Here is a 14,330-nt window from a genome sequence, read left to right as displayed (position 1 = left end):
TCAGCTCCGCTGGTGCCTATCCAGGAGCCGCGCGCAGCGGATGAACCCGAGGTGTGAATATGCCTGCGGGTGGTTCCCCAGGTGCGTCTCGGTGCCCGGATCGTACTCCTCCGGAAGCAGCCCCGTGGGCCCGAACAGGTTGACCAGCTGGTCGAAGAGGTCCCAGGCCTCGGCGATCCGGCCCACCGCCACGTACGCCTCGATCAGCCAGGTGGTGCAGATGTGGAAGCCGCCCTCGAGGCCCGGCAGGCCGTCGTCGTACCTGTACCGGAAAACCGTGGGTCCAACCCGCAGTTCCCGCTCCACGGCAGTGACGGTGTCGAGGAACCGCTGGTCGCTGACGTCGAGCAGGCCGGAGAGCCCGATGTGCAGCACCGCGGCGTCGAGGTCCGGGCTGTCGTAGGCGACGGTGTAGGACGCGGCGGTGTGGTCCCATCCTTCACGTAGCACCTCGTCCCGGATGGTGGCCGCCGTGTCCGCCCAGGCAGGGTCGGGGCTGCGGCCGTGCCTGGCGGCCGTGCGCAGGGCGCGGTCCAAGGTCACCCAGCACATCACCTTGGTGTAGACATGGTGTCTCGGCGCACGCCGCGCCTCCCAGATGCCGTGGTCCGGCTCGTGCCACCGCGCCAGCACGGCGCTGGCCATCTGGACCAGCAGCTCCCAGTGCCCGTCAGCCAGCGAATGCCGGGACTCGCTCAACCCGTGGATCAGCTCCGCGATCGGGCCAAAAACATCGAGCTGGACCTGGTGGTCCGCGGCGTTGCCGATCCGCACGGGACGCGAACCCGCGTATCCGGGGAGGCTCTCGATGATGGCCTCCGTTGAAAGCGGGGCGCCGGTGACGGAATACAGCGGATGCAGCCATTCCGGCCCGGGAGCGTTCGCCAGGATCCCGGTCAGCCAGCTGAGGAAACCGTCGGCCTCCACCGTTGATCCCAGGTCCACCAGTGCATTGACGGTCATGGATCCGTCGCGCAGCCAGCAGTAGCGGTAATCCCAGTTGCGGGTGCCGCCGATGCCCTCCGGAAGGGACGTCGTGGGGGCCGCAAGCACCGCGCCGGTGGGCTCATGGACCAGCGCGCGCAGCACCAGTGCCGAGCGCCGCACGAGGGACGGCTTGACGGACGGCAGGCTCAGGCCCTGTACCCAGCGCCGGGAATGATGCGCGACGGCGGCCCTGCGGTCCGCTTCACCTGTCCCGTCAGCGTGCCGGGGCTCCGTATCGCCGCACCTGAGGTTCAGGACCACCGGCCCGTGCTGCAGATTGACCTCGGCGGTGGCTGTTGCGTGCCGCCCGTCGGAAGTGATGGCAAACGTGACGTCCGGAGCCAGCAGGATGATGGGGTCGGAGGTGCCGACGACGTGGAGCTCGCTGCCGCGGGTCTCCATGCTGAAGGGCGCATTGGCGTAGTCCGGCCGCGGTGCGAAGACGATCCTGGCCGCCCCGGTGCCTGACAGCACCCGGACCAGGCTGGTGATGCCTTCCGGGGCGGGCTCAAGATAATCGGTCACGGTGACGTCCGCCCACCGCGTTTCCACGATCATGGTGCTGTCCACGTACCGCTGGCCAAGAACCCGCGATGCCTTGACGGGTTCCACCGAGAAGTGCCCGGCGGCGTCGCCGCCCAGGATGTGGGCAAAAAGCGAGCCCGAGTCCGGCAGGGGATGGCTCATCCAGCAGATCTTGGCCTCGGGCGTCACCAACGCGGTGGAGGAGCCGTTCCCGATCATGGAGTGCCGCTCCAGGCCGACGGCGTCCTCGCCGAAAAGCCATGCCCGGCGCAACTCGAAGAGGATGCCGAGCACGCGTGCGAATGATTCCGGATCCTTCAGCCGGTGTTTGGTCTCCGATGGCATGTCCCCTACCCACAGCCCCATGTCCGGGCCGCGGAGTGTGGCCATGGCCAGTTCGTCGCTCACGGCATCCCCGGCGTACAAGGCGGCGCTCACCCCCAGGCGGGCCCTCAGGTGGTCCAGGGCATCGGCTTTGGAGGGCTGCAGCACGGAGAGGTCCAGGACGGAGCCGTCCACAATGAAGAAGAGCCCGAAGGCCCGGGCAACCTCCTCCGCTTTCCTGGCACACCTGGCCACGACGTCCGGGGCGGCGGACCGGGTGTGGACAGAGACGGCGACGGGCTTCCGTTCGATGCTGATTCCCTTGTAGGCACCCACCGCTTCGAGCAGGGCCTGGTTGGCCTGCTGCAGCACCGACTCGGTGGCGAGGGACAGTCCGTGCGCGAACCCCATGTCGAACTCCGCACCGTGCGAACCCACCAGGTGGACTTCGGCGGGAAGCCGGGAGACGGCGGCGAGGTCACGCAGGGACCGTCCGGAGATGACTGCGGCGTGAGTGTTGGGCAGGGCAGCGAGGGCCCGGAGGGCGATGGCCGCGCTGCCCAGCGGCAGCGTTTCCGTGGAGATACCCTCGGCGGCGCACAGGGTCCCGCCGTAATTACAGGCCACGAGCAGTCCCGGTGTCCGGGCCAGGATCTTCAGTTCGGCGAGCAGCTGGGGCGTAAGCCCGTCGTCGGCTGCCTCCGATTGAACGAAGGCCCGCAGCAGGCCGAGCGGAAGGGATTTGGTCAGTAGCGCGGAATCGGCCACCGTCTGGTTGAGCGGAGTGGGCATGCGCGGCAATCCTTCGGATTATCCCCAAATCGGACTTAGACACCTAAAGTGTCCGGCGCAGCCGTTTCCCCTGAATATCCCGGTTATTGCGTTCGTGTTACTTTGCGGACCCTGTCCCTGCCGACCGCTGTCAGCAGTTGGGCGAATCGTATTCATATGCCCCGGCATCAGCAGCGGCCGTTCCGGAGCAGTCCCCGTTCTGCACGGCGGGGGCCTTCAGAAGGTCCACCGTGTAAGGCGTGGTGCCGGCCCTGTCGATGGCGGGACTGGTGCCCGTCAGGCGCAGGTCCGCCGGAGCACTCGCGAAGCGGACCGGCGCCGTCGTCGACGTGCTGTTCGGGGTGATGTTGACGGGGCCGTTCAGGACGTTCTGCTTCTCGGTCCAGCCGGAACCGTTGATCCACAGGGAGTTCCTGACGCCCACCAGGATGTTGGCGCGGATCACCGTCGAGGCGGGGCAGGTCGCGTGGCAGACGATCGCCTGTGAATGGGTGCCGGTCAGGTAGACCGTGTTGAACTCAAAGACGGTGCCGTTGGTGGGACCGAATGACGTTCCGTTTCCACGGGCAATCAGACCCTTGGCCTCGGAGCAGTTGGCGCCGCAGGTTGAACGGATGAGGTTGTACCGGAACGTATTGCCGTCCGCCGTGCCCGAGGACTTTCCAAGTTCGGAGAAGTTGTTGTTGTCAAGCGAAACGTTGTGGTGAATGTTGTTGCGGTTGCCGTTGTAGATTTCAAACGCACCGCCGTCCTGGTTGTAGTCATAGGATTTGCCGGTGGACCCGCTGACGGTGTTGCCGGAAAACTCGTTGTCGCTGCCGTTGATCAGTACGCCAAAAGCCCCCGAGTCGTCGCTGCAGTTCACGGCCGCCGACGTCCCGCAATTTGTACCCGGCGTGTTTACATTCATCACGCTGTTGTTGGTGAGTGAATTTCCCGTGTATTTGCCGAAGTCGGAGCCGGTGCCGACCTTAAGTCCAACGGGGTTGTAGGACGCGCTGGTGTTCCGCACGGTATTGCGGTCTCCGGTGACGCTGACTCCCGCGTAGCCGCACGTCACGGCGCGCAGGCCCTCAAGGATGGTGTAGTTGCCGTTGATCCTGATGCAGTTTCCGGATTTACCGCCGGTGACGATGGGGGCGTTGCCCGTGCCGTAGCTGTTCAGCGTGATGGGGGCGGTGGAGGTTCCGCTTTGTGCGGTGACGATGCCGCCGCTGAAGGTGTCGCCCCGCCGGAAGCTGACGGTGTCACCCGGCCTGAGCACCGCCTGGTTGACCCTGGACAGCGTCTTCCAAGCCGATGTGCTGGCCGTGCCGGAGTTGCTGTCGCTGCCGGCGGCGCTGACATAGTACGTGGTGCCCGCGGCGGACGCCGGAGCAGCCGCGCCGCCAATCAGCCCGCCGACCATGAGGAAGGTGGTGAGAACGGCCGCGGCCGGAGACTTGATCTTCAATTTTTCCCCAGGCATTCAGGATGGCGGCCTGGGTCTGCAGTGATGTGAGACCGCTACATTCAACCCAGCCGGCAATGAGCGTTTAGATCGAGACCTTGCGCCCTTAAAGCTAGGTTCCGCCCCGGTCGAAGTCAACAGATATGACTTAGACGCTCACCAGTCCGGCCACTTCTGCAAGGAGCTCCACCGAGCGCAGCCGTTCGGCGGTTCCGGTGCTCTGGTGCGCCACTATGAGCTCGTCGGCGTCGGCGTGCCGGGCAAAGCCGTCCAGGTAATCGAGCACGACGTCGGGCGTGCCCACGGCCGAGTACTTCATCATCTGCGAGACGTGCTGTCCCTGCGGCGAATCCAGGATCATGTCGGCCTCGTCGTCGGTGAATTGCCGGCCCCCGCCGAAGAACAGCGAGACGCGGGCCCGCATCGTGGCCCGCAGCATTTCCTGGGCGTCCGAGGCGGCATCGGCGGCCACCACGTTGACCCCGGCGATGACGTGCGGAGCGGACAGCTGCTCCGACGGCTTGAACTCCCGGCGGTACAGCGCGACGGCGTCCTGCAGCGCATTCGGCGCGAAGTGGGAGGCGAAAGCGTACGGCAGCCCCAGCTGGGCCGCCAGGCGCGCCCCGAAGAGGGAGGAGCCCAGGATGTAGAGGGGCACATTGGTTCCCCTGCCCGGCGTCGCCTCCACGCCCTGCACGCGGGTGGGCCCGGTGAGGTAGCCCTGCAATTCAAGAACGTCCTGCGGGAAGGTATCGGCCGACTGCGGGTCACGCCGCAGGGCGCGCATGGTGTTCTGGTCGCTGCCGGGCGCACGGCCAAGGCCCAGGTCAATCCGGCCGGGATGCAGGGTCTCCAGCGTACCGAATTGCTCCGCGATGGTGAGCGGGGAATGGTTGGGCAGCATTACGCCGCCGGCGCCCAGCCTGATGCTTTGGGTGTGCGCGGCAACGTGGGCGATCAGCACGGACGTGGCGGACGACGCGATGGAGGACATGTTGTGGTGCTCGGCGTACCAGACCCGCCGGTAGCCCAGCTTCTCGGCCAGCTGCGCCATGGCGACGCTCCCGGCAAAGCTCTCCGCCGCCGTCTGGCCCTTGCCGATGGTTGCCAGGTCGAGGATGGAGAGGGGAACAGTCACGGCAGGATGGCCTTTCGTAGGGGGTGCACAGGTGCCAGCCTCGATGTGGTTCGGCACGTAAGCAACAACGACGGCGGAGCCCGGGTTATTTCTTTCCCCGCCGGTGACGCTGTCCACATATCCCGTCCATTCACCGCCCGCTATGCTGGCGGCATGGCCAACAAGTCCACCGCAGATAAAGTAGCCACCATCCAAAAGGGATACACCCTGGAGGGTGCCACCATCGAGCTGGGCGCCGCCATCGTGGACGGTGAACTGTACAAGGACGCTCCGGTCCGGCTGCCGCTGTCCATGATGAACCGCCACGGGCTCGTGGCCGGCGCCACCGGCACGGGCAAAACCGTCACCCTGCACATGATGGCCGAGCAGCTCTCTACCGCCGGGGTGCCCGTTTTCCTGGCCGACATCAAGGGCGACCTCTCCGGGCTGGCCACGGCGGCCGCCGGAAGCGACAAGCTGGCCAAGCGGACCGAGAGCATCGGGCAGGCCTGGTCCGGGAAGACGTTTCCGGTGGAGTTCCTGGCCCTCGGCGGGGACGGCGACGGCGTCCCGGTCCGCGCCACAATTACATCGTTCGGGCCCATCCTGCTCTCCCGCGTCCTGGAGCTCAACGACACCCAGGAATCAAGCCTCCAGCTCGTGTTCCACTTTGCCGACAAGAACAACCTTGAGCTGGTGGACCTGAAGGACCTGCGCGCCGTCATCCAGTTCCTCATCTCCGACGAGGGCAAAGAAGCGCTCAAGGACCTGGGCGGCCTGTCCAAGGCCACCGCCGGCGTCATCCTCCGCGAGCTGGTCACCCTCGAGGCGCAGGGCATGGAGCGCTTCTTCGGCGAGCCTGAGTTCGACACCGCCGAGCTGCTCCGCACGGCACCTGACGGGCGCGGCGTCATCAGCTGCCTGGAGCTGCCCACCCTGCAGACCAAGCCGATGGTCTTCTCCACGTTCCTCATGTGGCTGCTCGCCGACCTGTTCGAGGATCTGCCGGAAGCCGGCGACCTCGACAAGCCCAAGCTCGTCTTCTTCCTGGACGAGGCGCACTTGCTCTTCAACGACGCCTCCAAGGCCTTCCTGGAAGCCATCACCACCACCGTCCGCCTGATCCGTTCCAAGGGCGTGGGCATCTTCTTCGTTACGCAGACCCCCAAGGATGTTCCTGCGGACGTCCTCGGGCAGCTGGCCAACCGCGTCCAGCACGCCCTCCGGGCGTTCACGCCGGAGGATGCGAAGGCGCTCAAGGCCACCGTCTCCACGTTCCCGGTCAGCGACTACGATCTCGAGGAAACCCTGACGTCCGCGGGCATCGGCGAGGCCGTCATTACGGTCATGAACGAGAGGGGAGCGCCGACGCCGGTTGCCCTCACCCGGCTGCGGGCACCGGAATCCGTCATGGGTCCCAGCAGCGCCGAACTGGTCAGGAGCACCGTGGCGGGGTCGGCGCTGCTCGCGAAGTACGGCACGGCGGTGGACAACGTCTCAGCGTACGAGAAGCTAACCGGCAAGGCAGGGGCGGCCACCGGCGCCGCGGCGCCGGGTCAGCCGCCTGTGCCGTCGCCCGAAGTGTTCGTTCCCGGCAGTCCTGACCCCACAGCCATCGACGACGAAGCCCGCCGTATCGAGGAGGAGATCCTCGGCCGCCCCAGCAGCAGGCAGCCCAACAGCCAGCCCGACAGCAGGCCCGCGCCTCCGCCCCCGGCCAGACGCCAGGCTCCCGCGTCCGGCGGCATGATGGATGACATCACCGGCGCCCTGGGCGGGGTCCTTGGCAGCGGCCTGAAAAGCATGGCCCGGTCCATGGGCACCCAGCTGGGCCGGGAGCTCCTGCGGGGCGTTTTCGGCACCTCGTCCCGGCGCCGGCGCTAGCGTAAGGCAGCGCCGGAAGCGGCCGGTGAGCCCCCGCCGTCGGGCCTTCCTGCACGCTGGCTGAGCGTCACGGGGACCGGCCCTACTCCAGAGTTGCCGGGCGTTGCAGGTAACGTGGGGTGCGTGCAAATGAGTCAAGCGTTGGTGAAGACGGCGGCCGGATGGCTGCTGGGCCTCATGCTTGCCATCGTTGGCGCCATCATTTCGGTCAATTTGGTCAACTCCTCCGTGGCCAGTCCGCAGCAGCCAGTCCGCGAATATCTGGAGGCCCTGCAGCATGGTGAAGGCGAGCGCGCGCTTGGCTTGCTCCGCGCGTCGGTACCTGACGCCGATCCCGCCATGCTCGACGGCACGGCCCTGCAGACCTCGGCCTCACGGATCACCAACGTCAAGCTCGGCGCCGCTGTTGCGCGTGGCGGCAACCGGGTAATGGTGCCGATGGACTACACCATCGACGGAAGCCAGCTGCATACCGAGTTCCTGCTGGAGAGCACCGGCACCGAATGGCTGTTCTTCCACAAATGGTCCTTCGTGCCCACCACACTGCCCACCGTGGACGTGACGGTGGTGAACTCCAGCGAGGCAACGATGAACGGCGTGCCGGTGAACATGCCCGGCGGCCACAACAGCTTCGCCGTGTTTTATCCGGGCGAGTACGAGGCGTCCCTCAACGGCCAGTACTTCGCGGCTCCGTCCACCCGGGCCACGGTCTCCGGACGGGAGGCTCCCGCCGCGCCGCTGAACCTGCTGACGCACGCCACGGACGAGCTGAACCAGGCAGTGTCCGCCCGGGTGAAGGAGTTCCTCGACAAGTGCGCCGCGGAAGCCGGCCAGCAGCAGCGGCTCCAGCCCGACTGCCCGTTCTACCACGTGACCAACAACCGCGTGGTGGACGGGACCATCAAGTGGAGCATCACCCAGTACCCGAAGGTCACCATCGAGCCGTTTGACGGCAAGTGGGTGGTGGCGCCGCTGGACGGCAAGGCCAAGATCACGGCCCAGCAGATCGACCTGTTCACCGGAGCCGTCTCGCCGCTGAACGAGGAGCACGACTTCAGCTTCACCACGCGTCTGGACATCGACGGCGACACCATCAAGGTCACGCCGCTGCTCACCTTCTAAGGCCTGGTGCCGAGCTGGGCGGTCTGCCGGACTGGCCCATCTTCAATGGCCCGTCCCCCATCATTACGGCCTCAGCAACCGCCTGTAAGGCCCGAAACCGGGCTGGTCCGGCTGCGGCCAGCGTGATGAACCACGGGCCAGGACCTCCCGCACCTGTGCCAACATCATTTCCGGCGCGTGAACGACGTCGTCATAGAAGAAGCGAAGGACCGGCAGCCCCCGCACGGCGGCGGCATTGTCCCGCCGCCGGTCCTTCTTGAACTGCCGCGACTCGGGATGGAAGGCGACCCCGTCGAGCTCCACGATGAGGAAGCCTTCCAACAGGAAGTCCACGGTTCCGATCCCATCGATCCAAACCTGGGTTTCGGTGGCGATCCCCGCCTCACGGAACAGAACGCGGGCCAGAGTCTCCAGCAGTGAATCGGAGCCCCGTTCCACCTTTGCCAGAACGTCCCGGGCCTTCCCGCAGCGGTTACCGACGAGGTGGTTGCGCAGGAACGTGGGGTCTATGTCTCCCCGGTTGTAAGCGCACTCCACCATCACCAGCGACTCCAGGGGCGGCAGGCACAGCAGGGATTGGAGCAGGACATCCGGGAGCGCGGCGACGGTTCCGTGGCGTCTCGGTTGCGTCAGGGCAAGGCGGTGGCTGACGCAGCCCTCGGCTGCCCGGCCGTTGCTGTGCCAGTAATGGGGCTGCGTTGCCGGACGGAGCTGCCATAGGCCGAACCTCGGAGCGGCTGACACGCAAGTCAGGAGGCCACGAATGCGCCCGGCCGCCACCAGTTCGGGGTCCGCCCCAGCCACGGCAAGCAGCCCGCGCTCAACCCGCAAGACCGCACCGCTACGGACGGCCCGGCGAATACTTGCCTCCGAGGCACCCCTGGCCAGCACGTCCCGTGTCAGCAGCACACCGCCGGCGGATCTGATGATGTACGCGGGATCCACACGTCCACCCTGCCTGCCGCATGACTCCCGCGTCAGGCATTACTTGGTCCATGTGAACAAGTGCCCTTCGTCGGTGGCCGGACAGGCCCGGTTTTGGACCCCAAAGCAACGGCAAGGGCCCGGCTTTCGCGCCGCGAGGGCGGAAAACCGGGCCGCGTCAGCCAGGCGCCGGCTCAGCCTCGGGGGACCTTAGTCCATGCCGCGCAGGTCCAGCACAAGGTCCGTGTCACCGTCGGCCTGCAGCACCACGGGGATTCCCCAGTCCTGCTGGTAGAGGTGGCACGCGGCGTGGTCGGGGATCTCGCCGTCTTCGGTTTCGGGGCCGTCGCAGGCAGCGGCGCGGGCGGTAATGTGCAGCACGCCCTCGGGAACGTCGGAGGCCAGCTCGAGCGTGCGGAGCAAGCCCACTGAGGTCCCGCCGCCGGACACGAGCAGTTCCGGCGGGGTGGAGGAGATCTTCATCTGGGTGGGGTCGCCCCAGCGGTCATCGAGCTTCTGCCCGGTGGGCGCCGTGAAGCGGACGGCGAGCTGCAGCAGCCCGGGGGCCACAGGGCTCTTGGGCCGGTGCGTCTGGGCGGCCCCCTCGTCCACCTGCTGGGCCTCCTTGGGGATGGGCACGTACACGAGCTGGTGCTTGTTCGCCTCCACCACCACCAGCAGCGGCTCGGAGCCCGCCACTTGGGTGTGGTCGACAATCACGTCAGACGGCTCGGCCAGGCCACGCGCCAGCGTCGAGACGGTGCCGGCGGCCGGGTCGTAGCGGCGCACAGCACCGTTGTAGGTATCGGCGATCGCAACGGAGCCGTCCGGCAGCACCGTGACACCCAGCGGGTGCTGCAGGCGCGCCTCGGACGCCTTGCCGTCGCGGAAGCCGAAGTCGAAGAGGCCCTTGCCCACCGCTGATTCAACGGTGACGGTGCCGTCGTCGTCGATCACCAGTTTGCGCAGGGCAGAGGTCTCAGAGTCCGCAACCCAGATGTTCCCGTCGGCGTCCTCGGCCACACCCGACGGCTGCGCAAACCACGACTCGTGGGCAGCCCCGTCCAGCAGGCCTTCCAGCCCGTTGCCGGCGACGATCGAGACATCCCCGGTAAGCGGCTCGTAGCTGAAGATCTGGTGCACACCGGCCATGGCGACCACCACGGCGTTCAGCTTGCTGGACCAGACAACATCCCACGGCGAGCTGAGGGCAACGTTCAGGGGGTGGTCCCCCAGGCGTCCGGTGAAACCGGCCGCGTCCTCGTCCACGCGGGCGGGCCCGGTCTCGAGGAGCCGCTGCACACCGCTTCCAACAAGGGTGGTGACGGTTCCGTCGGCGAGCGACAGTCCGCGCAGGCGGTGGTTGACGGAGTCGGCAATTACGACGTCGTAGCCCGTCTTCGCTGCCACGTCTTCCGGCAGCAGGACAAGACCCTGCGGTTCGTTGAACCGGGCGGCGCCGGCGGCGCCGTCGGCATGTCCCTTCTCCCCGGAACCGTACGTGTTCAGCACGGTGTGGAAGTCGGTGCCGAGCTCCAGAACGCGGTGGTGGCCGGTATCGGTGACCAGCCAGGTGCCCGCGTCGGCGGTGCCGTTGGCACCCGTGCCGGCGGCAGCACCGGCGTCGGACGCTGAACCGGCGGACGCCGAACCACGGCCGGCGGGAAGGTAGAGTGCCTTGCCCGGGAACCGCAGGGTTCCCGACGTCGGCTCCGGGGCCACGTAGGGGCCGCTGCCGCGGTGAAGCGTGCCGCGGGCCTCATGCTCGGCGATCAGCTCGGGAATGAGCACGCCCAGGCCGTCGGCGTGGCCCTCACCCGACAGGTGTGCCACGATGTAGCCCTCGGGGTCAATGACCACCAGCGTGGGCCAGGCGCGGGCCGTGTAGGCCTTCCAGGTTTCCAGCTCGGGGTCGTCCAGGACCGGATGGTGGATCTCGTAGCGCTCCACGGCGGCGGCCAGCGCGACAGGATCGGCCTCGTGCTCGAACTTCGGCGAATGCACGCCCACGGTGACCAGGACGTCGGAGTACTTCTCCTCCAGCGGCCGGAGTTCGTCCAGCACGTGCAGGCAGTTGATGCAGCAGAAGGTCCAGAAGTCCAGGAGCACGATCTTGCCGCGCAGGGCTTCCAGGTCCAGAGACTTGCCGCCGGTGTTCAGCCAGTTACGGCCCACCAGTTCGGAGGCGCGGACCCGGAGGTGGGTGCGTACGGTTTCGCTCATCAGCGTCCTTCCAGCTTTGAGTTGCGTTCAGCCAGCTTGGCATCGCGTTCGGCCAATTTGGCAAACATATCGTTGTAAGCGGTCAGATCGGCGTCGTTATTCCTGTCCGCGGCCCGGTCGGTGCGCCGGGTCTCGCGTTCATCGGACCTGGACCACATGATGGCGACCCCGATCGCCACCAGAAGTGTGGGCACTTCGCCGATTCCCCAGGCCACGGCGCCGCCCATTTGCTGGTCCAGGAGGGCCGAGCCTCCCCAGGTGCGGCCGAGGTTGCCGAAGTAGTCGGCGGCCAGCAGGTTGGTGCCGCCCATGATGGCCACGCCGAAGAAGGCGTGGAAGCCCATGGTGGCCAGCAGGAGCAGGAGCCGGAAAGGGTAGGGGGCGCGGCGCGGCAGCGGGTCTGTGCCGATCATGCTGAGCACGAAGATGTACCCCGTCAGGGCAAAGTGCAGGTTCATCAGCTCGTGGCCCACGTGTTCCCGCATCGCCAGGCTGAAGGCGTCCGAGTAGTAGAACAGGATGATGGAGCCGGCAAAGTTGGCCGCCGCGAACAGCGGGTGGGTGACCACCTGCGAGAACTTCGAGTGCACGAACAGCAGGATCCATTCGCGCAGGCCGCGGGACCCGTCCTTCCTCGCCGGAAGTGCGCGGAGCGCGAGCGTCACGGGGGCGCCCAGGACCAGGAAGATCGGGGCCACCATGGTGAGGGCCATGTGGTCCACCATGTGCGCTGAGAACAGTACGCGGCCGTATACCGACGGCGGTCCCGAAGTGATGTAGGTCAGCACCACAAGACCGATGATCCAGTTCGTCGTGCGGAACCAGGCCCACTTGTCCCCGCGTGCGCGGACCTTGGCCACGCCCAGCAGGTAGGACACCAGGCCGAAGATTCCGACGGCGATCCAGAGCCAGTCGAGGCGCCACTCGGTGAGCCAGCGTTCTGGCGTCAGCTCGGGGGGCAGCTCGTAGCCGGAAAGGATGAAGGCCGGGGAGGCATCGGGGGCATACGTGGTGGGTTCCGGCGGCGCCGAGCGGCCCAGTGCGACGGCGATGCCGGACGTGGCGCCCATGATGAGGAGTTCAATGAGGATCAGCTGCCAGAGGACCCGGCGTGCGGACAGGGACGCCCCGGCGCGGGCCAGCTGCGGGATGACCCATTGCCGGTGCATGAAGCCGATGCCGCCCAGGACCAGTGTGGCGGCGGCCTTCGCCAGGATCAGCTGCCCGTAGGCCGAGTCGAACAGGGCGGCCCAGCTGGTCACGCGGATGCTGGCATTGATGACGCCCGATGCGAAGACCAGCGCGAAAGCGAAACCTGCGAGCGAGGAGAACCGGCGGAGGACGGGCTCGGTGATGTCCTGTCCTCCCGGTTGCGACATCTGGCCGCTGCGGGACAGCTTGCGGGGCGCGAGACTGCCGGAGAGCAGGGCGAGCAGGATGATGCCGCCTACCCAGACGCTGACGCCCACCAGGTGCAGGCCCAGCGAGTTGATGGCACCCTCGTGGTCATTGGAGCTGGCGGAGTGGCCGATCAGGGCGGTGGGAACCAGGCCGATCAGCGCGAGCAGCAGCGTGAACGCGAGGCCAGTCAGGGAACGCACTCCAAAGAGGGCGGTTGTCACGACAGCGGCGATGATCGTGACTGCCAGCCAGGCCCGCCCGGTTTCAATATCAGTCATGAAGTACACGAGGGCACGGGTGAATTCGGCATCCCCGGAGATGCCCTGCCCCGCCACATCGGAGTAAGTCAGCACCAGCACAGCAATGGCAGACAGCGTCCACGCGACGCCGGCGGCCGCCGCGATGGCCAGCGCGCGGGTGAAGGCCGGGTGCTCGGGGGCGTCGGTCTCCTTCGACCGCGCGGCACCGAGCTTGTGCGGCAGAACTCCCGCGGCGAAGATGAGCCCGCCGATCACCGTGGCCAGGGAAACATTGTGGATGGCCTTGCTGACCGGTAGCCCCCACCGGACCAGTGCACCGGGGTCGGAGACCTCGCGGGCGGCTGCGGCACCGGAGAACAGCAGCGCGGCCACCAGCCCCAGGAAGAGGGCACCGAGTCCGGCCAGCTGCCAGGCCCGCGGAATGCCGAAGGCACTGTCAGTGGCCCGCGTTCCCGAATCGGGCGCTGGCTGCGGTGTTAGGGGTTTTGCTGCTGAGGGCACCTATCCATTGTCCGCTACCGTCGCCACGGCAGCGAATCGGGGCCTCGGCGGATCCGTGGTTAAAAGCAAAAGGAGCGGCACCCCTGCGGGGGAGCCGCTCCTTTGAGCTGCGTAAAGACTACTTCTTGGAGACAGCGGCCTTCAGCTTGGAGCCGGCGGTCAGCTTGACGCTGTGGCCAGCGGCAATCTGGATGGTCTCGCCGGTCTGCGGGTTGCGGCCAGTGCGGGCTGCACGGTCAGTGCGCTCAACTGCGAGCCAGCCCGGGATGGTGATCTTCTCGCCGGCGGCGACAGAAGATTCGAAAACCTCGAACAGTGCATCGAGCACGGAGTTGACGGCTGCCTGGCTGGTGCCGGCCTTGCCTGCTACCTCGGAAACAAGTTCACTACGGTTCTTAGCCATGTATGTCCTCCTGGACGCTTTTGATTCTGGATCCTGCATGCGGCGTGCGTGCAAGCCACTGTTCGAAAACTTACCAGCTTGCACCCGCGAGAGGGACAAATTCCGCGTGTTTCCGCCACTTTTTGACCTAAATCACCGGTATTTCAAGGATTTCCATCCAAATGCGGCCTCCATCCTGGATCCACGCTCCCGTCTGGTGCTTCCCCGACAGGTCCTGCTCCGGGAGGGGCCACGGGTGGAGCGTGTGAAAACCCCTGCCGTGTGCGTGCTGGTGGAGTCGAACCCCAGGCCCTATCTTCAGCGGCACTGTGAAGAATGGTGTTTAAATGCGGGAGAGCCCCAACCGTGTGGTTGGGGCTCTCGACCTAATGGTTGTCCGGCGGTGACCTACTCTCCCACACCCTCCCGGGTGCAGTA

9 protein-coding genes are annotated in these 14,330 nt (G+C 66.8%); 2 read left to right on the top strand and 7 right to left on the bottom strand.

The features are described from left to right. The 3 genes from ACFTSA_RS11350 to ACFTSA_RS11340 form a co-directional block, all read right to left on the bottom strand. Complete coding sequence (locus tag ACFTSA_RS11350; RefSeq protein ID WP_377951361.1) at nt 1–2,628, bottom strand: trehalase-like domain-containing protein; 2,628 nt, start codon at nt 2,626–2,628, stop codon at nt 1–3. Nucleotides 2,629–2,758: 130 nt separating this feature from the next. Further along, on the bottom strand, nt 2,759–4,081 hold the full coding sequence (locus tag ACFTSA_RS11345) for a hypothetical protein (RefSeq protein WP_377951360.1): 1,323 nt from the start codon (nt 4,079–4,081) through the stop codon (nt 2,759–2,761). A 145-nt stretch (nt 4,082–4,226) separates the two neighbouring features. Further along, nucleotides 4,227–5,216: an LLM class flavin-dependent oxidoreductase gene (locus ACFTSA_RS11340; protein WP_377951359.1), complete on the bottom strand. Its 990-nt coding sequence runs from the start codon at nt 5,214–5,216 to the stop codon at nt 4,227–4,229. Between the two features lie 153 nt (nt 5,217–5,369). Between ACFTSA_RS11340 and ACFTSA_RS11335 the strand changes: the two genes are divergently transcribed. Both ACFTSA_RS11335 and ACFTSA_RS11330 read left to right on the top strand, forming a co-directional pair. Further along, the gene (locus tag ACFTSA_RS11335) at nt 5,370–7,079 is read left to right on the top strand and encodes a helicase HerA-like domain-containing protein (RefSeq protein WP_377951358.1); all 1,710 of its coding nucleotides are present in this window, start codon (nt 5,370–5,372) and stop codon (nt 7,077–7,079) included. Between the two features lie 129 nt (nt 7,080–7,208). Continuing rightward, the gene (locus ACFTSA_RS11330) at nt 7,209–8,201 is read left to right on the top strand and encodes a hypothetical protein (protein ID WP_377951357.1); all 993 of its coding nucleotides are present in this window, start codon (nt 7,209–7,211) and stop codon (nt 8,199–8,201) included. Nucleotides 8,202–8,264: 63 nt separating this feature from the next. Here ACFTSA_RS11330 and ACFTSA_RS11325 read toward each other — a convergent pair whose 3' ends face one another. The 4 genes from ACFTSA_RS11325 to ACFTSA_RS11310 form a co-directional block, all read right to left on the bottom strand. Further along, nucleotides 8,265–9,146: a type IV toxin-antitoxin system AbiEi family antitoxin domain-containing protein gene (locus ACFTSA_RS11325; RefSeq protein WP_377951356.1), complete on the bottom strand. Its 882-nt coding sequence runs from the start codon at nt 9,144–9,146 to the stop codon at nt 8,265–8,267. A 189-nt stretch (nt 9,147–9,335) separates the two neighbouring features. Continuing rightward, complete coding sequence (locus tag ACFTSA_RS11320) at nt 9,336–11,348, bottom strand: NHL domain-containing thioredoxin family protein (RefSeq protein ID WP_377951355.1); 2,013 nt, start codon at nt 11,346–11,348, stop codon at nt 9,336–9,338. Continuing rightward, nucleotides 11,348–13,510: a cytochrome c oxidase assembly protein gene (locus ACFTSA_RS11315; protein ID WP_377951354.1), complete on the bottom strand. Its 2,163-nt coding sequence runs from the start codon at nt 13,508–13,510 to the stop codon at nt 11,348–11,350. Before ACFTSA_RS11315 ends, ACFTSA_RS11320 begins: the two co-directional genes overlap by 1 nt. Before the next feature lie 118 nt (nt 13,511–13,628). Beyond that, complete coding sequence (locus ACFTSA_RS11310; RefSeq protein WP_003803320.1) at nt 13,629–13,913, bottom strand: HU family DNA-binding protein; 285 nt, start codon at nt 13,911–13,913, stop codon at nt 13,629–13,631. Between the last annotated feature and the right edge of the window lie 417 nt (nt 13,914–14,330).

Origin of the sequence: Arthrobacter sp. NPDC057013, assembly GCF_042674585.1 — a bacterium.
GTDB lineage: Bacteria > Actinomycetota > Actinomycetes > Actinomycetales > Micrococcaceae > Arthrobacter.
The sequence above is the reverse complement of the archived record's forward strand: the minus strand, read 5'-3'. Positions and strand labels throughout refer to the sequence as shown.